The following is a 19,817-nucleotide window of genomic DNA, read 5'->3' as shown; positions in this document are numbered from 1 at the left end:
GGCAGGGCCCCCGAGTTCACTCGGGGGCCCTTTTTGGGAAAGTCCAACTCCCAAACAAGAATTAGAGAAATTGTTTGGGACAGAGCCTCAGTCCAGCAGCACCCACACGGCGTTGTTCGGCTGCAGCCAACCAGCCTCCTCGAGCGGTGCGGCGCTGAGCAGCACCGTCCCGGCCGGGAGTTTGGCCGATTCGGTTCCCATTGCGACGGCGACGAGGAAGGACGCGTTGCGTTCGCAGATGAGCAGGTTTCCGGCCTCGACCCGCCAGTTGCCGCCGTCGTCCGCGGTGAAGACCTCGTTCTTCCACAACTGCCGGCGCAGCTCCAGGGCCGCCTTGGTCAAGTTCAGGGTGGACTCTGGGTGCTGTTGCTGGCGCTCGATGGCTTGGGTTCCCCAGTCGGCGGGCACCGGCAGCCACGGATCCGCGGCGTGCTCATCGAGAGAGAACCCGTGGTTCTGCGCCGCGGCGTCTGTCCATGGCAGGGGCACGCGGGCGCCGTCGCGGCAGACGCCGCCGCGGGCCCACATCGGATCCATGCGGGCATCCACCGGGACGTCGACCTCGGGCAGCCCGAGCTCCTGGCCCTGGTAGATGTACGCGGCGCCGGGCAGTCCGAGCAGGGCCACGAGTGCGGCCCGGGCCCGGAGGGAACCGAGCTCGCCGCCGCCGAAGCGCGTGACGGAGCGGACGATGTCGTGGTTTTCCAGTGCCCATGTCGGGGCGGCGCCGTGGAGCTGCCGGGCGGCCTCGAGTTCGTTGCCGACGGCGGCCCACGCCTCCGCGTCCCAGCCGAGCTTCACGAACGCGAACGCGAAGGCCTGCTGCATCTCGTCCGCGCGGGTGTAGCGGGCAGCGCGGGCCGGTTCCAGGTTGACCTCACCCACCAGCAGCCGGTGCGGCTCATACTTCTCGGCGAGCGTGCGCCAGCGGCGGTAGACCTCGTGGACGTCCTCCTGGTCCGAGACCTGCGGGTTGGACCGCAGCCCGTCCACCACCCCGCCCGTGGAGGGAGAGTCCGGCAGCCCGTCGGCCTTGAACAGCGCGTGCGCGACGTCGATCCGCAGCCCGTCCACGCCCTTGTCGAACCAGAAGCGCAGCACGCCGTCGAAGTAATCGCCGACGGCGGGATTGCGCCAGTTCCAGTCCGGCTGCCCGGCCGAGAACAGGTGCAGATACCAGTCCTTGTCCGTCTCCGAGCCGGGATTGGCGCGGCTCCACGCCCGGCCGCCAAAGACGCTCTGCCAGTTGTTCGGTGGGACGTCGTCGCCGGAGCCTTCAACGAAGTGGAACATGTCCCGCTCCGGGGAACCCGGGCCGGCCGCGAGGGCGGCCTGGAACAGCGGGTGCTCGGAGGAGCAGTGGTTGGGGACGACGTCGAGCAGGATCCGAAGGCCCAGCCCGTGGGCCTGCGCCAGGAGCGATTCGAACTGTTCCATGGTGCCGAACAACGGGTCCACGCCGCAGTAGTCGGTCACGTCGTAGCCCTGGTCCACCTGGGGGGAGGGCTGGAACGGGGTCATCCAGATGCCGTCGACGCCGAGGGATGCGATGTACGGCAGGCGGGCGATCAGCCCGGCGAGGTCGCCCACGCCGTCGCCGTCGCCGTCGGCGAAGGAGCGCGGGTAGACCTCGTAGATGACCGCGGACTGCCACCACTCGGGGACAGGCGCGAGGGCGGTTTCCTCGACACGGGCCGAGACAGGGCTCACTTGCTCGCACCCGCCGTCAGGCCTTCGACGATCCGCCGCTGGAAGATCAGCACCATAATGACCAACGGTACGGTGACGATCACGCCGGCGGCCATCTGCTCACCGAAGGGCGCCTGGAATTCGGTGGCGCCGGTGAACTTGGAGATCGCCACCGTCGCGGTCTGGATCTTGGGGTCGTTGATCATGGACAGCGCGATGATGAACTCGTTCCAGCTGTGGATGAAGGTCAGGATCGCGGTGGTGAAGACGCCCGGCGCGGCGAGCGGGAGCAGGACCCGGCGGAACGCCTGCCACTTGGTGCAGCCGTCGATCATGGCGGCTTCCTCGAGGTCGAACGGCAGGGCCTTCATGAACGTGGTGAGGTTCCAGACCGCCAGCGGGATCGCGAAGGACAGGCTGGGGACGATCATCGCCTGGTAGGTGTTGATCCAGCCGAGGTCGGTGAAGAGGCGCAGCAGCGGCACCACCACGGAGATGCCGGGGAACATCGACGTCGCGATGATGACGCCCAGGATCACCGACTTGAAGCGGAAGTTCAGCCGGGAGATCGCGTACGCGGCGAACACACCGAGCAGCAGCGCGAACACCGTGGTGGTGCCGGCCACGATCAGGGAGTTCAGCACGGCCTGGCCGAACATGGTGGAGCCGTCGAACACCTTGGCGTAATTCTCCAGCGAGAACGGCGCCGGTAGCAGGGTGTTGTCGAAAATGTCGGCGGTGCGGCGCAGGCTGGAGACCAGCATCCAGTAGAAGGGCGCCAGACAGTAGGCGACGATCAGCGCGAGGCCCAGGTACACCGAGTAGGACCGCCACGTGCGCGGCGCTTTCGGCTTTCCGGGGCCGCCGACGGCGGTGGTTGCGTCGGGCGCACCGGTGCCGTGTGCGCCCGTGGCGCCGGAGTCGGTGGCGGCGTTGCGGAGGTCGGAGATGGTCATCGGGTGGCCTCGGCCTTCTTCTGGTCAGCGATTGCCTGGTCAGTGTTCGCCTGGGGGCGGGGTGCCTTGGTGCGGGACTTCTTCGAGATCAGTTTCAGTTCCTTGGCTCCGGTGACGTCGGCGCCAAGCACCTTGACGAACACGATCGCGACGACGGCGACGTACAGGAAGAGCATGATCGCGAACGCGGAAGCCGAGCCGTAGCGGAGCTGGTTGGATTCGTCCCACGCCAGCATGGAGAGGGTCTCCACGGATTCCTTGCCCGGGCCGATCAGCACGAAGGGGAGATCGAACATGCGCAGGGCGTCGAGCATCCGGAACAGCACGGCCACCAGGAGTGTGGGTTTGACCAGCGGGAGGGTGATGGAGCCGAGCTGGCGCCACCAGCCGGCGCCGTCGATCTTGGCGGCCTCGTAGACTTCGCCGGGGATGACCTGCATGCCGGCGAGGACCAGCAGGCCGATGAACGGGGCGGTCTTCCAGACTTCGGCGATGATGATGGCCGCGCGGGAGGCGGTGCCCTCGGCGGTCCAGAGGATTTCGCTGCCGAGCAGGGTGTTGGCGATGCCGTCGGACTGGAATATCCAGCGCCACAGCAGGCCGGACACCGCGGTGGGCACGGCCCACGGGACCAGGATGCTGGCGCGGAGGAAGGACCGGCCACGGAAGGCGCGGTTCATGGCCAGGGCCAGGCAGAGGCCCAGGATGGTCTCGAGGAACACCGTGGTGATGGTGAAGAAGGTGGTGTTGCCGAGCGCGTTGAGGAAGCGCCGGCCGGTTTCGCCGACGAAGAGGTCGGCGTAGTTGGCCAGGCCCACGAAGGATTCGACGTCGGCGACGAAGCCGTCCGCGTCCAGTCCGGATTCGGCGCGGTAGAGGGACTGGTGCACCGCGGCGAGCAGCGGGTACACGATCACCAGGGCCAGCACCAGGATGGTGGGGGAGAGCAGCAGTGCGGCCATGCGGCCTTCGCCGGGAGAGCGGTTGCCGCGGTGGCCGCGTTTGCGCGGGCTGGCTGGGGTGAACCGGCCGGCCCGGCTGTTGCTACGGGGCGGAATTACTTGGCGGAGAGCTCGGTGAGCTTGGCCTGCATGTCGTTCAGGGCCGTGTCCGTGTCCTTCTTGCCGGTGATGGCCGCGTACGCCTCTTCCTGGATTGCCTTGGTGGTGGCGCCGTACTGGACCACCTTGGGGCGGGGCTGGGCGTTGTTCAGCGAGGTCAGCAGGGTGGGGAAGAACGGGCGCTTGGCGACGACGGCGGGGTCCGCGTAAAGGGAGGCGTAGGCCGGGGCGCGGGAGGACAGGGCGAGGCGCTTCTTGGCCTGCTCCTCGCTGGTGAAGAACTTGATGAACTCCAAGGCGGTGGCCTTGTTCGCGGTGAAGGGCGAGATGGCCAGGCTGCGGCCGCCGAGGGTGGAGACGCCGGGGCCGTCGGTGCCCGGGATGGAGGTGATGCCGAACTTGCCGGCCACCTTGCTGGAGCCGTCCGTGGCGCTCAGGGAGGCGTGCAGGAAGGGCCAGTTGCGCAGGAAGACGAGCTTGCCGTCCTGGAACGCGCGGCGGCCCTGCTCTTCGAGGTAGGTGATGGCGTCGGAGGGGAAGAGTCCTTCCTTGAAGCCGTCCACCAGCAGGTTCAGGCCCTTCTTGGCCTCGGGGGTGTTGACGGTGGGCTTGCCGTCGGCGTCCACCACGGTGCCGCCGGCGGAGGCCACGGCCTCGGAGAAGTTGACCGTGAGGGCCTCGTTCTTGTCGAACTGGCCGGCGTAGCAGGACATGCCCGCGGCCTGGGGGAGGGCCAGGATGGCCTTGCAGGCGGTCTTCATCTCGTTCCAGGTCTTGGGCGGGGCGGCGATGCCCGCGGCCTTGAGCAGGTCCGAGCGGAAGTAGAACAGCGCGCCGTCGGTGTAATACGGGGCGCCCACCAGGGTGTCCCGGTAGGTCGCGGCGTTGACGGTGGCGGGGATCATCGTGTCCGTGGGGATGGCGTCCGCAGGCAGCGGCATAATCCACTTGTTCGCGGCGAACTCGGAGGTCCAGACGACGTCCATGTTCAGCACGCTGAAGGTGTCCGACTTGATCTGGGCGTTCTGGATGAGCTGCTGGCGCTGCTGGTCAGCGGAGTCCGGCAGTTCGATGAACGTGACCTTTTCCTCCGGGTGGGCGGCGTTCCATTCCTCGATGCTCTTGTTGGCGGCACCGGAGGCATCGCGGTTGGAGACGTAGTTGATGGGGCCCTTACCCTCGAAGGACGCGGCGGCCTTCGGGGCGCTCTTCGCGTCCGTCGCGGTCCCGCCGCAGCCGGTGAGGGCGACGGCGGCGACGGTCAGGGATGCGGTGGTGGCGAGAAGAGTCTGCCAGGTGTGGCGGCGCTGCCTCATGTGTTGCTCCTTGTTTGGGTTGGTGCGAGTCGGGTGGTGCGGGTGGTTTGGTGCATGCGGAACTGCGGCGATGGTTGCCTGGTGGCACGGGGGAGTGCCGGCTGTCGCCGTGGGTGGTGGTGTTTGGGGTCTTGGCTAGCTGACTAGAACTTGGGTGCCGACTTGTTCGCCGGGCGGTGCCGGATTCGCCGCTGTTGAAATGGGCGGTGCGGTGGAGCCGCGCTCGATCAGCCGGTGGGGCATGATCTTCGGCCCCAGGTCGCGGGAGCGGAGCAGCTTCTTCACGGCCATCCGCCCCATCTCCTCGAGCGGCTGGGCCATTGTGCTCAGCGGCGGGTTCACGTGCAGGGAGGTGGAGGTGTTGTCGAAGCCCAGGACGGAGACGTCCTCCGGCACCCGCAGCCCGCGCCGCTGCAGTTCGTTGACGACGGCGGCACCCATCTCGTCGCTCATCGCGAAGATGGCGGTGAGCCCGGGATCCTGCTGCAGCAGGTCGTCGACGCCGGCGGCGCCGCTCCCGTAGAAGAAGGTGCCGGTGGCGGTGACCGGTGTGCACTTGGCCTCGGTCATAGCGCGGAGGTAGCCGCGCTTGCGGGGCTGGGCCACGTAGATCGACGCCGGATCACCGGTCAAGAGGCCGATGCGCCGGTGGCCGAGCCGCAGCAGGTGACGGGTCGCGTCGTAGGCTGCCTGCTCGTCGTCGATGGCCACGCTGGGGGAGCCCGACTTGTCGCTGATGGCGACGGAGATGATGGGGACGTTGGGCCCCAACAGCTGCCTGGTCTCCGGCGTGATCACCGCGGAGATGAGGATGACGCCGGCGGCCCGGTAGGTGCGCAGGGTCCGCAGGTAGCCGGCGATGTAGGCGGATTTGGCGCCGGTGCGGCCGAGCATCACGGCGTAACCGCGTTCTTGGGCTTCCACCTCCACACCCTGCATGACCTGGGAGGCCAGGGCGTCGGAGACCATGGGGGCGAGGAGCCCGATCACAGACGTCTGCCGCGTCTTCAGGCCTCGGGCGAGGTAGTCCGTTTCGTAGCTGAGGATCTTGACCGCGGTTTCGACGCGTTCCCGGGTTTCGTCGGAGTAGCCCACCAGCCCGTTGACGACCCGGGAAACGGTGGCCGGAGAGACGCCGGCGTGCTTGGCGACATCGCGGATGGTGACCACTGTTCCTCCTCCCTGAGGTGCCTGCGGGTGTTATGTGAACGGCTCGCGCTGAAGTTGCGCAAACGGTTTACGTAAACGGTTTCGTTAGGTGCAGAATCAACAATAGGGGGTGAGCGGAGGATCGCGTTCTGTTTCGTAAACGGGTACGGCCCACGGCGCTGGTGGCTAATGCTCACGGTGTGTGGACTTCAACACTTCGTGGCGGCGTTCGTGATCACTTGATGTCGCTCAGACGGGCCTTGCGTTGTCTTGTATCGCATGAAATTCGGAGTAGGTAGATTAGGGGACGCCGAAGTGCCGTATTTGTCTCTCTTGTGAACCGCAGCGTCGAAAATGACGCTGTTCCTCACCGCCAGATGGTGCGCGCCACGAAACGAGACCATTTACCGAGCTTCGCCCGTATGCCGTCGTTCGCTCCCTCGTTGGCCTCAGACTCGGCCGCACCGATCTCGTAGCTCGGCGATGGTTGCCTTCTCGAGCGCGTTGACGGCGCCATCTACATGGGCGACCCGGTTGGCCGCGTCGACGATGTCGCTCAGATCCCCTGGCTCGTCGTCTATGCGCCGCCACACCTCGGCGGGATCGATATCGACGAGGCGAGCGAGCTGCTCATCGACCACCTGATGCCGATCCTGGACCAGCCGCACCAGGTGACGGATCAACAGAGCCTCTTCGTCGGCGATCTTGCGGTCCGCCATGATGATGAGCCACGTGACCCAGAGCATCAGCTGCGGGTGCTGACTCCGCTCGCAAAGACTCTCGGCGAGTTCGATCACCCGCGCCTCGTTGCGGAAGACCGCCTGCGCGTGCTGTCCCGCTAGCAGCGTCGTATAGCGGTTTAGCACTACCGCGACCGGGACACCGACGAGTGGGATGCCGATCTTGATGACAGTGCGCTGCAGGAGGAATTTTCCTACGAAGGGGAGCCCCTTCGCGGCGGTCAGGACCGCTCCGGAATAAAAGCGCTTGATCACCGGCCGCATGATGGCCGGGACAGCCTTGGACACGCCCCCACGCAACAATTCCCCGCTCTTGATCGTGAAGGCCACGCGGATGAGCTTCCACATATCATCGGGGTCGGACACGTCGAGCGGGACCCGATAGAGGACCGCGACATCGTAAGCCAGGCGCAGCTGGAGCTGGGTGATGAACGCTAAGTCGACCATGACGGTCGCAATAGCGGCCGGGACAGTCGCCGGCGAGGCACCACCAAGGCTCCCCATCGTGGAGATGATGGCCGCCGAGTAAGCGCCGGCGGAGAGCCCACCTTCTAACGCGGCGTACCGAGTCGCCATCTTGATCCGCTGATCGACGATGGCGTCCGCGGGTACGCCCTTGTACCGCTCCTGGAAGTACTGCCAGGTGACCTTGTCGGTGTAGGAGCCCAGGGCCTGAGCGATGAGCTTGGTGAACCAGCCACCCGACTTGATGTCGTCCGGGCTCAACCCCGTGATGAACTCCCGCAGCTCGGCTCGCTCATCCTCGACAACCCTCCGGTCGGCATCACTAGCCTCGTCAGTGTCGAGCGTATCGAAAGCGTCGACGACGTCAGTCGGAGCTTCAGGCATGGCAAAATCCCCCGGTGGGTCCAATATCTCGCGCGGTTGTCAGATTTTAGACAGACCCGCTGAACGTTTACAGGCTAACGCAGCGACGAGCCAATCTCTTGTCGGACGCCCCGAAGAGAAGGTCCTCTTAGGTTCACCAGCGGTAGTGCGGTCGAGTATTGATCGGCGGCGCGATGGTCCTGCGTGAGCCAGCCGATGAACTGCTACTCGCCCATTGACTCTCACCCCAATTTCTTGGGCCGGTTGGGCGTGCCCTGACAGACTGACATTCGCTTACGTATAAAATTCGAGGGACCTTGACGCGGCGATCAGCCGACGTCTTTCCACACCACGGAACTTTGAGGGCACCTAGGCGTCGAACGAGACTGGAGATTGAATCGTCATGACCTTTTTCAAAAAAAGGGTTCTGCTCTGGCCGGTCTTGCTGCTCACCGTGCTGGTGGTTACGGCAGCGGTTGCCACTTTCGCATTTGGAAGCATCAACGCTCTCGCTCTCAAGTCCCTGTTCAGCAGCAGCTCTAACGAACGTGATTCCCAGGTTGTTCAGTCCGTAACGCGTGTGCAAGAGGTTGCCTTGCTAAGCCTTCACATCGAGGGTGTCGCGAGGCATGAGAGTAACGGCGAGATTCTCGGCGTGGCCATACCCGCGAGCGAGAAAACGACGCTGGTCCAATACAAGTTCAATGCGAAATTGGGCGTCGACGGGTCACGGGCGAAGATAGAACAAACCGGGCCGGATTCGTTTCGGGTGAGCATCCCGCAATTTGTTGGCATCGGCTTTGACGAACCGAAGTTTGAGGACCCCGTCGAGAGCAATAATGCGCTCAGTTGGCTGACGCCGGCAACTGTTCAAACTCGCATGGTCAACAACATTCTCAGCGACGAGAACAAGCAGATGTACATCGCCGAAAACGAAGACGCGTTGAGAGAGCAGGCCAAGGTGTTCTACACCGGAATTATCGCCGGTGTTGCTCCCGATGTCGCCGTAGAATTCGAGTTTCCCGAGTAGACGCAGGAATTCCGAGCGGCCAATGGGCTGTGGCTTCGCTCTCGAGCTCATGGACGAGTTCAGGCAGGTAGTCGGCGAACGCCCGGTCGATGGGGAGTCTGCTCTGTTCCAGGGCAGGGAGGGCTATTAGCTTGGCGGTGGACCCGTCAGGGGCGAGTCCCGTCTATTCGCTGGCGACAAGTTGATCGCCCATGTTCAACAAGTCGATGGCCGTGGACCATGGATCGACAGAGAAGGGACCGTGGAACCACGCCTCCGGGCTGTCCTGCTCCGCGAGCGGGGCCATGAACTGCCTGATCCGTGTGGAGTGCCGGGCATCTGGGCCGGTGAGTCAGGGACGGGTCTGCAGGAGCTGGGCGGACCTAGTGCCCTGACCGCGCCGTGTGCGGAATCACGGTATGTCCACGGTGCGCGGTCTAGGTAGGCCAAACGTTCACATAATCCCCCGGGACGTGTTGGAGCGACAGTTCCTCGATCATATGTTCAGGGTCGGATAATGAAGGTGGAGACGCGTGGGGTGACGGAACGGCGACGTCAATCGGCGTCGAGCGTGGCCTAAAACCGGCCGACAGCAGCGTGCTGCCAAACCTCGGCGCGGGCGAGTGCCAACTGCAGGTCCCGCCCGCCTGCGCTCTCCAGTAGTCCAGAATCGCCGACCACCACCAGCAGGCTGCGGGCCCGGGACAGACCCACATAGAGCTGCTCCGCTGCCCGGCCCAGGTCCTTGAACCCGTTGACGCACAGCACCACGGCCGAGCGCTCCAGGCCCTTGAACCCCAAGACGTGGCCGTAAAAGACGTCGTTGTTCGCGTGGAAATCGAGCCAGTATTCGGCGATGGACCCGGCGTCGAACCGTTCCTGGTGGACCGGATGCCGCGACTTGGTGGTCAGGAGGGCTATCTGGTTTGGGCTCCAGCCTTCGTCCATGAGCGCCTCGACGCACTCGTCAGCGGCATCAAGGGCGTCCTCGGTGTTGCACACAACGCGCCGTACGGGCAGCCCGGTGCCGCCCCGGGGCGTGAAGTGCTCGCCCGCGAAGGAACGGAATGTCTCGGCGATCTTCCGGGTGTTGCGGAGGTTTTCATCGATATGGATCGGCGCCAGATCCGCCGTCGGATGCTTGCCGTCGGCGCCGGTCCCGCTCCACCTTTGGTAGACATCCTGCCGGTCATCCATGAACGCATACACCTCGCCGGCGTCCGGATTTTTGGTGCAGGCCAGCAGCGACTCCCACCACAGCGGCGCAAAGTCTTGCGCTTCATCGACGACGACGGCGTCCAGCCGCTCGTGCTGTTCCATGCCGCCCGCCAGCTCCTTGAGGAGGCGCGGCATCTCCTCCTCGAAGTAGTCCGTCCCAACCCCGTCCGGGACACCAAGGGCGCGGACGTACTCGTGGAACTCCCCGGTAAAGACCGGCCTGGCCTGCCGCCAGCCGGAGACCTGCTGCTGCAGATACTGGCTCAGCCCTTTGTTGTAGCAGAAGAGGCCCACCCGCTTGCCTTCTTTGCAGAGGAGCCGCGCCTTCTCCAGGGCGAGCCAGGTCTTGCCGCTGCCGGCACCGCCGGTGAAGCGGACGCGGGGAAGGGACCGGGTCGCGCGCAACAGCACGGATTGCCGAATAGTGAGGTGGTCCTGGGCGTCTTCGGCTTCGTGCGGGTCGGGGACCTGCGCGGATCCGGCGTCGAGATCGCCGCCGAGCTTCCGGATGATGCGCTCCAGGAAGGCCGGGGTCAGGGTGGTGGCCCCGCTGCCCTCACGCTCGATGGCGTGGAGCACCTTGTCCTTCAGCGACTCAGTGTCCGCCCGGTCCAGTATCAGCGAGCGGGGACACCCTGCCATGGCCCAGCCCTGCGGCACGTCCGTGTAGGGGAGACTGACCAGATACGCAAAGCGGCTGCTGAGCCGGGATCCGAGCTGGTCCTCCAGCCAGTTCTTGAACGCATGCATCGACGCCTGCGACTGCACCACCGGGCTCTGGATGTTGTGCCTGCCCGCCTTGTCGGACTGATACCACTGCCCGCTCCCGACGCCGACCTTACCGCCCTTGACCTCGATGGCAGCCATCCCGACGCCGGGCCAGAGCACCAGGATGTCGATCTCGTGCTCTGCGCGTCCGTCCCTGACTTGGACGGAGTGCGCGAGGACGACGTCGTCGGGGAGGCTTCTCTTCAAGGCCTCCCAAACCGCTTCCTCTGCCACTTGGCCCTCGCCAAATTCGGGTTCTTCCGGAATGCATCTCATCGCTGGCTCCGAGCTGCGTTCCGAATGCGCTCAATGTCTTTGGGATACTGAGTCTCCAGCACCGCGGATCCGCCGCGCGCTCCGGGGTGTTTGATGAAGCATACGAGCCTCGTGCTTCCACCGATTTGCAACGGAACCACGTTGTGATTTGCATCAGGCAAACCGTCTAGGCTGTACTTGCCGAAGTTGGGCTTATCAGCAAGGGCTTCCTGATGCGCGGCGCGAAACGCGTTCGCGGCCTTGCCTCCAACGACCACGACGAGGCTGGCGGTGGAGGCCGCTAGGATTCGGTCCATATGCCGTGTCGAGCAATGCAGGGCAGCCTCTGGGACGCCCTGCTCGTTGTTGGACTTGCAGTGGACAACTTCGGTCATCACGGCTGCGTCGTACCAGACGGTGTCCGGCCCCAGTAATGACTTCGTCTGTTTCTCAACCCAGCCCCAGTAGGGCTCAGGGGAACCGTAGACCGGGCGGCCGTGTTGGGCTGCGGCGTCGACCTTGCGATGCCGCCGTTCCACCACCCAGCCGTGCTCAGGGTTGAACCGATTTATCATGAAGTCAGCAATCTCGGAATCTGCCCAGTCCACGGTCGGGTACTTCTCCGCGTGCCGTTTGGACGCCCATGTTGCGAGTGGGTTGCCGACGCTTATGGCGGGGTTGGAAGACAGATAGACAATTCGCGCGGATTCGAGGTTCCCGGCCCACGCCTCAGGTACTCGAAAAGGTCCCGGGTGCATGGCCTGAGAATGGACAATTTTGTGACAAGGATGAGTGCTGCCATCCGGAAGTACAGAGTCCACCTCCGACAAATCCGGACACCGGGCGACACTGAGAGCGAGTTCTTCAAGATAAACGGGCACTGTCTTCCCCCTGCATTTGCCGCGTACAGCCGTTGGACTTCTAGACCTGCAATTTGCACATCTTATGGTGTTGTTTGGACATTCCTCAGCAACCCCACGAACAACCCATTCGGGTTCGCCCCAGGCAGCGCCCGCTGCAAATCCTCCAGCGCCTCCAGCGGAGTGATCCCCGCAACCTGCGCCCCATAAAGCGCGGCCACTGTCGGTGTCCGGGACTCGGCCCGGACGCAGTGCAGCAGCACCGTCTTGCCCTCCGCACGGAAGCGTTCGACGGCGGCCGCCGCGTCTCCCAGCACAAACGCGGCATAAGCATTGTCTTCCTCAACGGGGGAGTCGATGATCCAGAACGTGGCGTGGTCTTCCGGCGCGACGGACGGCACATCTGCAGTCCCCAGCCGGCACAGCGACACCACGGCGTCGATCCCCAGCTCAGCCACCAGTCCGAGCGAACCGACGCCGCCCAGCCAGACGCCGTCGTCGTGCGGGTGCTGGACCAGCGCATCGGTGCGGCTCCACATGCTGTAGTCCTGATGCTCGGCGCGGGGCCAGGATGCGGGCCGGCGGCCCTCGCCGCGGCCGAGTTCCATGCCAAGCATCATCAGGTCACGGGCCCGCAGCCCGGGCCAGCCGTGCAGAGGGCGGGGTCTGCGTGCTGCTGGTGCGGCGCGAAGGGGATCATCAGCACGGAAAGTGGGCGCTGCCGGGTACGCTCCTGCGTGAACGTGAGACCCTCGCGGACGCGGTGCTCCGCTGTCTGCGGGAGAAGGCGGGCATCTCCGGACGGGTGCCGCGCCAGTTGCAGGTCTTTGATGAGCCCGGGCGCGATGACCGCGGCTGGGTGCTGTCGGTGGCGCACGTGGACATAGTGCCCTTGGCGGCGTTAGGAGAGGCGTTAGAGTCCGACGGCGTCCGGCTGGCCTCCGTCACCGGGGAACCGGAGCTGATCGCGGGACTGCCTTACGGCCATGCGGAAATTGTGGCGAAGGCGGTGGAGTGGCTGCGGGCCGCCTACACGGAGGCGCCGGACCCCGGTGCGCTGCTGGAGGAGCCGTTCACGCTCAAGGATCTGCGCGAGCTGCATGAAGCCGTTGCGGGCGAAACGCTCATGCGCGACACCTTCCGGCGCTTCATGGAGCCGAAACTGATGGGGACCGGACAGATGTCCGACGGAACGCGGGGGAGGCCTTCGAGATTGTGGGTGCGGAGCTAGTCAGAATGTCCAGTGTCTTTGCCGCCATCTGAAATCATGGCGGGGCACACATTCCGGTGAGGTGGATGTGCAGCAGCGAAACGTCGGACTCCGGAAGCCCCGTGCTATGCTCGTTGCCGCTACTTCGGAGAAACTAAAACGCCCAATGGCGAAGGATATCCATAAGTACCACCCGCGCGGGTGGCGGAATGGCAGACGCGCTAGCTTGAGGTGCTAGTCCTTGAAAGAGGGTGGGGGTTCAAGTCCCCCTCCGCGCACAAAGTGGCGTCGCGAGACAACTAGTTCATCCCTGTCTCGTGGCATCGGTAACACCCCGGCCTTCGGGCCGGGGTGTTTCTTTTGCCCTGATACCTTGCAGGGGTTATCCGTGAACTCCGCGACGAGTGCCGGTGTGCTAGTCCAAGACTCTTGCGTCGGCCCCGCGGTGAGGAACAGCAACGGGGTGCCCGCGTAAACACCACCGATGCAACGCCGGCGTCGTGCGTCGAGGCGAAGGCTGACTTTTTCCGCTGGAGTGGATGTGGTCTAGACGGACCGGAAGGGCGCCCCTCCCTCGACGTGGCTCCAATGCTCACAGTGGCCAGGGGCAATATGCCGAGGCATATGGGATATGGCAGGTGTCAGACAGGGCGCGCGCGTCCCGAAACTGGCGGCAACCATGTAATGAACGCATTTACCTCTCCGACCAAGCTAGCTCAGGAAGAATCATCAAGCCGGCCTTATCGGCATCCTGTGGGTCCGATGCTAAGCAGTTCAGTTTGTTTTCCCGCGCTGCCCGTAATCGATGTGGGAGGCTGTTGCCCAGGAACTGCTAGCGAATACTATATCCTGGCGGCATGCTTACGGGGGAGACGGGAAAACCGTGGACGGTGGACGAAGGCGACGCCACGGTCGCGAAATACTTCGACATGTTTGTGCTCGACCTTCAGGGGCAGGCCTTGGTCAAGGTAGCAATTTATCGAGAGCTTTCAGAACGTTTTTCTGCCCGAAGTGTCAGCTCGATAGAGCGCAAGATGAGAAACATCAGCGCTGTAATGGTTGCCCTAGGCTATCCTCACCTGCGGGGGTTGTCGCCGCTGGCTAACTACCAGAGAAGCCTTGTCGATTCCGTGCTGAATGAATTGGGCCGACGAAGTTCTCTTGACCTTTTTCTTGTCACGCAACTCTCTAACTCCATGCCGGTGGGCCCAGTGGACATCGTCAGAGAAACTCCAGCTCCGATGGACGTCATCACGGATCTCCTCCACGGCAAATCTGCGGCAAAGCCTTTCAAGCGAAACTACCTGGAGCTGGAACAGGCTAACCGCGCATTAGGGCTAGCAGGGGAGTTGGCCGTCGCACGCAAGGAGCAAACTTTTCTTCACAGCATAGGCAAAACAAAGCTCGCGGACCGGGTAGAGCACGTTGCGCAGACGCGAGGTGACGGGCTCGGCTACGATGTGCTTTCTTTTGACCCTTCGGGACGCGAGAAGTGGATAGAAGTCAAGACCACAAAGTATGCAATTGACGTACCGTTCTTCGTGACCCGCGGTGAAGTCCGGGTGTCGAGTGTCGCACCGCAATTTTTCCACCTGTATCGCCTCTATGGGTTCGGATCCAAAACCGGGACAGGCCTGTACCGGCTCCAGGGAAACCTGGAGGAAGCATGCAGACTGGACGCCGTCAGCTTCGAAGCCGCGCCACGTCGCCGGCCGCCGATAACGGTTATGTGAACGTTACTGTTTTGTCGCCCGGCCCAACACGAGACCGTCGTAGCTCAGTGCGATGATCGCTCGAGCAACGTCTAATGACGTCAACCAGAGCGCTACATGCCAAACAAATCAACAATCAAATGGGGATTACTTAAATGACCGAGCTAGGAGCGCCAGAGGCGTACTCGTGGTATTTTCCCACCACGGGCGGTGGGGATGAGGACGGTATCAATGACCCTCTACGAGAAACTTTCGAGGGTCAACATGAGCACTACATTGCTCGTGAAAGCATCCAAAACTCTCTAGACGCCCGTCTGGATGATTCCACCCCAGTACGTGTTTCATTCGACCTCATGGATGTTGAGAAAGCCGACATTCCAAACCTTGATCAACTTCAAGAGATCATGACACGGGCCTATGAATACGCTGAAGGCCAAGAGCGCGCCGCTGCGTTCTACGAGACGGCAATTGGTCTCTTGTCAAGGGATACCCTTGCGGTGCTCAAAGTCTCTGACTTCAACACCTCGGGGCTCGACGGTCGGGATGACGACAAACAGGGCGGCTGGTACAGGCTAATCCGGGCATCCGGTTCAAATTCCATGCATGGTGTCGGCGGCGGTTCTTTTGGCATCGGCAAAGGAGCCCCGTTTGCCGCGTCCCAACTGCGAACCGTCCTATACGGAACCGTCAACGCTGACGGCGAGTCGGTCTTCCAAGGGAAAGCTCGACTATCGAGCTACGAAGCTGCAGACCAAGACGTCAAACGTGGGGTCGGTCAGCTTGGATTCCTGGCCAGCCCGGGGGTCAAGTCCGTCCGCGACCCCGACGCTATTCCCTCACCCTTCAGAAGGACACAACGCGGAACGGACCTGTTTGTCCTCGGGTATCGATCAGCGTCCGACGTTTGGCACCAGGCGCTGCTCAAGTCTGTACTCGCAAATTTCTGGGCTGCGGTGCACTTCGGCGACCTGGTTGTCGACTTCAAGAAGAACGGTCAGGAGATCCTCGAGCTCAATGCCGCCACTTTGGGTGAGATCATTTCATCCTCCCCCGACTTCGCGGGTGTTCGGCCCTACTTCGATGCGGTCAATGACCGGACCCGCCACTTCACGGATGATTTGCCGCTCCTTGGACAAGTTCATCTATACGTCAAAACGGGAGCCAATCTTCCTCGAAAAATCCAGATGATGCGCCGGGCGAAGATGACGGTGTTCGAAAAGAACGCATACGCGCTTAGTGAACCTTTTGCTGGGGTTTTCATTTGCGACGATCCTGAGGGCAACCGGCTCCTTCGCGGGCTGGAGCCACCCGCGCACGACAAGTGGGACCAGAGTCGAGACAGGGAAAACGGGGCTAAGATCTTGCGCTACATCACAGGCTGGATCAAGCGCGAGCTGAAGACGTTGTCGCCCGTAGCAAATTCCGATCCGGAGGATATTCCGGATTTGGCTGGGTATCTCCCAGAGCGGGCGCAGCGTGATGATCAAATCGGCAGGACCACGTCATCCGAGCGGACCCAGGAAACGTCGCCCGTTGAGAGCGGGGCCGAATCCACACAGGCAGGCGACGTGGAAGTATCTGGACCGAACAGGCCAACGAGGCGAACAGTGGAGGTCACGAAGCCGAGGCAGACGGGCGGAGACACCGGCGGGCGAGCCGGCGAACCAAAGAACAAGAAGAAGGCAAGCACGCAGCCGCCCAAGGGGGGCGAGGGGAACACGTCTCCGGCGCTGGACACATCCAAACTGCTCTTCCGCTCGCGGGAGGTTGTCTCAGGGGGCCGGCGTCGATATTCGGCTATTCTCCACCCGGAGACCACACAGTCCGGGGCGCTCGAGATCGTTGCAATTGGTGAAGTGTCCTCTTCGACCATCCCCGTGGAGTCAGTGCAGATGGAATCGGGTCACTTGCTGGAAATCGACGGCTCTCGAATCTTGAATCTGGAATTGGAGCAGGACACACCGATGAAGCTTTTGATCACCCTTAAATCCACCCGCCGCTACACCTTGGGGGTGGCCTGAAATGAGTGATCTCCGGATCAGCTATCCGTACCCGGTTCTCGGCAACAGCGACGACCTCCAAGGGACATTCGAGCCAACGCTGGAATGCACGCCTGACGATGACCTGTACACGCTGGACATCATCATGGGTTTGAACCACTCCACCATCGCTGAAAAAATCCTGGACCGCAATGCGACGTATTCTGTCGAAATAGTTTGTCGCAAAACCTTCTACCGGCGAACAATCCTCACGCACGAACCGGGTCTCTCTGTCTCCATCCCATCTGAGCAGCTCAGGGACCTAGTCGAAGTTTCTTTTGACGTAGTGGCGCTAAGAGAGGCTTCAGACTATCTCCCCGCTGGCACACATCCAGATCTGGCGGGTGACCCCTTTACGCTTGAGCCGGGGGACGTGATTGCGACGGGCGGAACAGCTTCTTTTGTGGCAGACCCGGCCTTTGACCCAATGCACAATTCGGCAGCATCCTTTGTCAAGATTCACAAGGTCCCATCGCAAGAGGAGGCCATGTCTGTTGATTATGAAGGCGACTTCCTAGTTATCGGTCTTTCGTCCAGCGCCTTCGACGATTACTTGAAAGCGCGTGAATTCGCCCCCGAAGTAGTCCACGCGGCAGTCGTTTTACCCGTACTCGTAGCGGCGCTCGAACAGATTGACAACGGGGAGACCGACTTTGCCGGATACGGGTGGTTCGACCGTCTGCAGGAGATGCGTTCCACGCGTGGACTGACCGAGGAGACTCCCCTCCGAGCAGCACAGGATCTCTTAGGAGACCCCGTTGATAGATGCCTGGCGGGCTTGGCGGCCAAGCAAAGCGATGCCGAGTTCCACGACCTGATGGGGGAAATGCTTTGACGACCAGCAAGCAGCACGTGTTTACGCGCGCACACACAGAGGATCTATTGGACCGTGTAAAGCGGGAGCTCCAAGTCGAGCCATACATATCGCCGAATTTCGATCTTTCTGACGAGTCCAAGCTCGAATCCCCGATTGTGCTCCAGGGGGTGCAACCGCAACTGGACGGGGGCCGGGAAGACGACTTTAGAGATGCGGTCCGGTTGCACCAATATCTTCGTCTCACGAGGTTGCAGGCGTCCGACCCGAGGCTGTGGGCTTACCTGACGCACGTGACGTTTCGGCAGTACGTACAGTCTCGATGGCCGTCCGGGCTCGCTTCTACTGCCTTTGGTATCTCCAGCGAAGAGAGGGCCAAGTTCGCCCGCCAGGTTGAGCGGCGATGGTTTACAGATGGGACCCCACGAAGCCTCGGTCGAAACGCACTATCCCGGCTCTGGTGGGCTACGGAGCTCACCATTTCTCCGTGGGACGATCCATCGGGGCGCTTCGAAGGACTCCGCCGTGATGACCCATACCACTTCACGAAGCTCATGTTTTCCAACCAGCGGCTACTCCAAGAGCTTCTTGACAGAAAGATCGGTTGGTCAAGGGAAGTTCTGATGACCATGTTGCAGGCGCTCGACGACGAAGGGGTTTTCGCCAACAGTGCGAAGAACATCACTCGGACGTTCTTCAAGGAAACGAACTTTATGATGGGATATCGGCGGCTTAGCGCATTGCCCGTGGAAGACACTGTCGGGATCTTCCGAGCCCTAGCAGGGTCTCTGCAACCGGAAGACGACGTCGATCTGGCGCCGTCCAACCAGGATGACGACCCGAGCCTGCTGGCGGATGAGTCGCAGGTCGGTGCCATGGATGCTGACGCGACCCAGGGCAGCGTGTAGCAAAGCCCGCTCATGGGGCGGGGACTGAGGCGTGTTTCCCGACACGTGAGTTCCCGCGCGCGATCCCTCTGCCTGTCGTAGGCAGCTGCTAGACTGGCGCAGTCGAACATACATTCGCAGTTGCGATGAGACTCGAATTTGCAGCGTGGACCCCCGGTCTGCGCTGAGCCGTTAGTTCCCAAGGGAGATGCAGTGAAGTACAGACTCGGTGAGTTGTTTTCGGGCCCAGGCGGTCTCGCGTTGGGCGCCAAGCTGGCGGGAGTCAACGTACCTGGACACGAAATAGTCCACCAGTGGGCGAGCGACTACGATCGCTCCACCTGCGACACTTACATCGCGAACATCCCCGGTGCGTCCGTAGAAACCGTGCACTGTGAGGACGTCCGGACGTTTGAGACACACTCACTGCCTGAGATCGAGGGATTTGCGTTCGGGTTCCCCTGCAATGACTTCAGTATTGTCGGCGAGCAGAAGGGAATCGATGGCACCTTCGGCCCCTTGTATCAACATGGAATTAGCGTCCTAAAGTCTCACCAGCCGCTATGGTTCGTGGCGGAAAACGTCGGAGGACTCCGAAGCTCCAACTCCGGCGACACCTTCGGGCTCATTCTGGGTGAAATGATCCAGGCCGGGTATAACGTTGTTCCTCATCTGTACAAATTCGAGCAGTACGGAGTGCCGCAGGCACGCCACCGGATTCTGATCGTGGGTATCCGCAACGATCAGAATGTTGAGTTTAGGGTCCCTTCGCCGGCGCTCTACAGCGACCTTGACGTCAGTTCCCAAGCGGCCATTGAATGCCCCCCTATCGCATCTGACGCTCACAATAATGAACCCACAAAGCAGTCGCCGGTAGTGCAGGAACGGCTGTCTCATATCCTGCCGGGCCAGAATGCGTTCACAGCAGATCTGCCCGAGCACCTAAAGCTAAATGTAGCCGGCGCGACTATGAGCCAGATATACAAGAGACTTCGCCCTGACATGCCCTCCTATACCGTCACCGGATCCGGGGGTGGTGGCACTCATGTGTATCATTGGTCGGAAAACCGTGCGTTGACAAATAGGGAGCGAGCTAGGCTGCAAACGTTCCCCGACTGGTACCACTTCCAGGGGTCCAAGGAAAGCGTACGCAAACAAATCGGGATGGCTGTTCCGGTGGAAGGCGCCCGAGTTGTTTTCGAGGCCGTATTGCGCACTTTCGCCGGACTGGCTTATGATTCCGTGGAACCCAATCTGATTAAGCGGGTTCCGGTCTTTTCGAGCTAAAAACTCGACCTTATTGGGG

16 protein-coding genes and 1 tRNA gene are annotated in these 19,817 nt (G+C 62.5%); 8 read left to right on the top strand and 9 right to left on the bottom strand.

All coding sequences use genetic code 11. From position 1 onward, the window contains the following. Window positions 1–87: 87 nt before the first annotated feature. The 6 genes from AC1DXI_RS17585 to AC1DXI_RS17560 form a co-directional block, all read right to left on the bottom strand. Entirely contained in the window at window positions 88–1,710 is a 1,623-nt protein-coding gene (locus AC1DXI_RS17585) for an alpha-amylase family glycosyl hydrolase (RefSeq protein WP_476939674.1), read from the bottom strand. After that, window positions 1,707–2,645: a carbohydrate ABC transporter permease gene (locus AC1DXI_RS17580; RefSeq protein ID WP_476939673.1), complete on the bottom strand. Its 939-nt coding sequence runs from the start codon at window positions 2,643–2,645 to the stop codon at window positions 1,707–1,709. The genes AC1DXI_RS17585 and AC1DXI_RS17580 overlap by 4 nt, the downstream gene beginning before the upstream one ends. Continuing rightward, the gene (locus AC1DXI_RS17575) at window positions 2,642–3,607 is read right to left on the bottom strand and encodes a carbohydrate ABC transporter permease (protein WP_476939672.1); all 966 of its coding nucleotides are present in this window, start codon (window positions 3,605–3,607) and stop codon (window positions 2,642–2,644) included. Before AC1DXI_RS17575 ends, AC1DXI_RS17580 begins: the two co-directional genes overlap by 4 nt. A 95-nt stretch (window positions 3,608–3,702) precedes the next feature. Then, window positions 3,703–5,022 carry an ABC transporter substrate-binding protein gene (locus AC1DXI_RS17570; RefSeq protein WP_476939671.1) on the bottom strand — a complete coding sequence of 440 codons (1,320 nt, stop codon included), beginning with the start codon at window positions 5,020–5,022 and terminating at the stop codon, window positions 3,703–3,705. A 135-nt stretch (window positions 5,023–5,157) separates the two neighbouring features. Beyond that, complete coding sequence (locus AC1DXI_RS17565) at window positions 5,158–6,192, bottom strand: LacI family DNA-binding transcriptional regulator (protein WP_476939670.1); 1,035 nt, start codon at window positions 6,190–6,192, stop codon at window positions 5,158–5,160. Between the two features lie 428 nt (window positions 6,193–6,620). Beyond that, entirely contained in the window at window positions 6,621–7,760 is a 1,140-nt protein-coding gene (locus AC1DXI_RS17560; RefSeq protein WP_476939669.1) for a hypothetical protein, read from the bottom strand. A gap of 382 nt (window positions 7,761–8,142) precedes the next feature. Here AC1DXI_RS17560 and AC1DXI_RS17555 point away from each other — a divergent pair, with 382 nt between their 5' ends. Next, window positions 8,143–8,769, top strand: a complete 627-nt coding sequence (locus tag AC1DXI_RS17555; protein ID WP_476939668.1) for a DUF4230 domain-containing protein — start codon at window positions 8,143–8,145, stop codon at window positions 8,767–8,769. Between the two features lie 555 nt (window positions 8,770–9,324). Here the strand turns inward: AC1DXI_RS17555 and AC1DXI_RS17550 are convergent. The 3 genes from AC1DXI_RS17550 to AC1DXI_RS17540 all read right to left on the bottom strand — a co-directional run bounded on the left by AC1DXI_RS17550 (window position 9,325) and on the right by AC1DXI_RS17540 (window position 12,457). Then, window positions 9,325–11,010, bottom strand: a complete 1,686-nt coding sequence (locus AC1DXI_RS17550) for a nuclease-related domain-containing DEAD/DEAH box helicase (protein ID WP_476939667.1) — start codon at window positions 11,008–11,010, stop codon at window positions 9,325–9,327. Further along, window positions 11,007–11,597 (bottom strand): hypothetical protein, encoded by a 591-nt coding sequence (locus AC1DXI_RS17545; RefSeq protein ID WP_476939666.1) that lies wholly within the window; start codon window positions 11,595–11,597, stop codon window positions 11,007–11,009. Before AC1DXI_RS17545 ends, AC1DXI_RS17550 begins: the two co-directional genes overlap by 4 nt. Window positions 11,598–11,932: 335 nt before the next feature. Continuing rightward, window positions 11,933–12,457 (bottom strand): protein-tyrosine phosphatase family protein, encoded by a 525-nt coding sequence (locus AC1DXI_RS17540; protein ID WP_476939665.1) that lies wholly within the window; start codon window positions 12,455–12,457, stop codon window positions 11,933–11,935. Between AC1DXI_RS17540 and AC1DXI_RS17535 the strand changes: the two genes are divergently transcribed. The 7 genes from AC1DXI_RS17535 to AC1DXI_RS17505 all read left to right on the top strand — a co-directional run bounded on the left by AC1DXI_RS17535 (window position 12,421) and on the right by AC1DXI_RS17505 (window position 19,798). Continuing rightward, window positions 12,421–13,080 (top strand): NUDIX hydrolase, encoded by a 660-nt coding sequence (locus AC1DXI_RS17535; RefSeq protein WP_476939664.1) that lies wholly within the window; start codon window positions 12,421–12,423, stop codon window positions 13,078–13,080. The two genes, AC1DXI_RS17540 and AC1DXI_RS17535, sit on opposite strands and share 37 nt — an antisense overlap. Before the next feature lie 174 nt (window positions 13,081–13,254). Continuing rightward, window positions 13,255–13,337: transfer RNA gene (locus AC1DXI_RS17530), tRNA-Leu, on the top strand. Between the two features lie 579 nt (window positions 13,338–13,916). Further along, the gene (locus tag AC1DXI_RS17525) at window positions 13,917–14,792 is read left to right on the top strand and encodes a protein NO VEIN domain-containing protein (RefSeq protein ID WP_476939663.1); all 876 of its coding nucleotides are present in this window, start codon (window positions 13,917–13,919) and stop codon (window positions 14,790–14,792) included. Between the two features lie 134 nt (window positions 14,793–14,926). Next, complete coding sequence (locus tag AC1DXI_RS17520; RefSeq protein WP_476939662.1) at window positions 14,927–16,792, top strand: hypothetical protein; 1,866 nt, start codon at window positions 14,927–14,929, stop codon at window positions 16,790–16,792. 1 nt (window position 16,793) lies between these two features. After that, window positions 16,794–17,645 carry a hypothetical protein gene (locus tag AC1DXI_RS17515; protein ID WP_476939661.1) on the top strand — a complete coding sequence of 284 codons (852 nt, stop codon included), beginning with the start codon at window positions 16,794–16,796 and terminating at the stop codon, window positions 17,643–17,645. Next, on the top strand, window positions 17,576–18,532 hold the full coding sequence (locus tag AC1DXI_RS17510; protein WP_476939660.1) for a DUF6339 family protein: 957 nt from the start codon (window positions 17,576–17,578) through the stop codon (window positions 18,530–18,532). The genes AC1DXI_RS17515 and AC1DXI_RS17510 overlap by 70 nt, the downstream gene beginning before the upstream one ends. A 192-nt stretch (window positions 18,533–18,724) precedes the next feature. After that, window positions 18,725–19,798 (top strand): DNA cytosine methyltransferase, encoded by a 1,074-nt coding sequence (locus AC1DXI_RS17505; RefSeq protein WP_476939659.1) that lies wholly within the window; start codon window positions 18,725–18,727, stop codon window positions 19,796–19,798. Window positions 19,799–19,817 lie beyond the last annotated feature (19 nt).

The sequence above is a fragment of the Arthrobacter sp. P1_H7 genome (assembly GCF_056405215.1).
The sequence above is the reverse complement of the archived record's forward strand: the minus strand, read 5'-3'. Positions and strand labels throughout refer to the sequence as shown.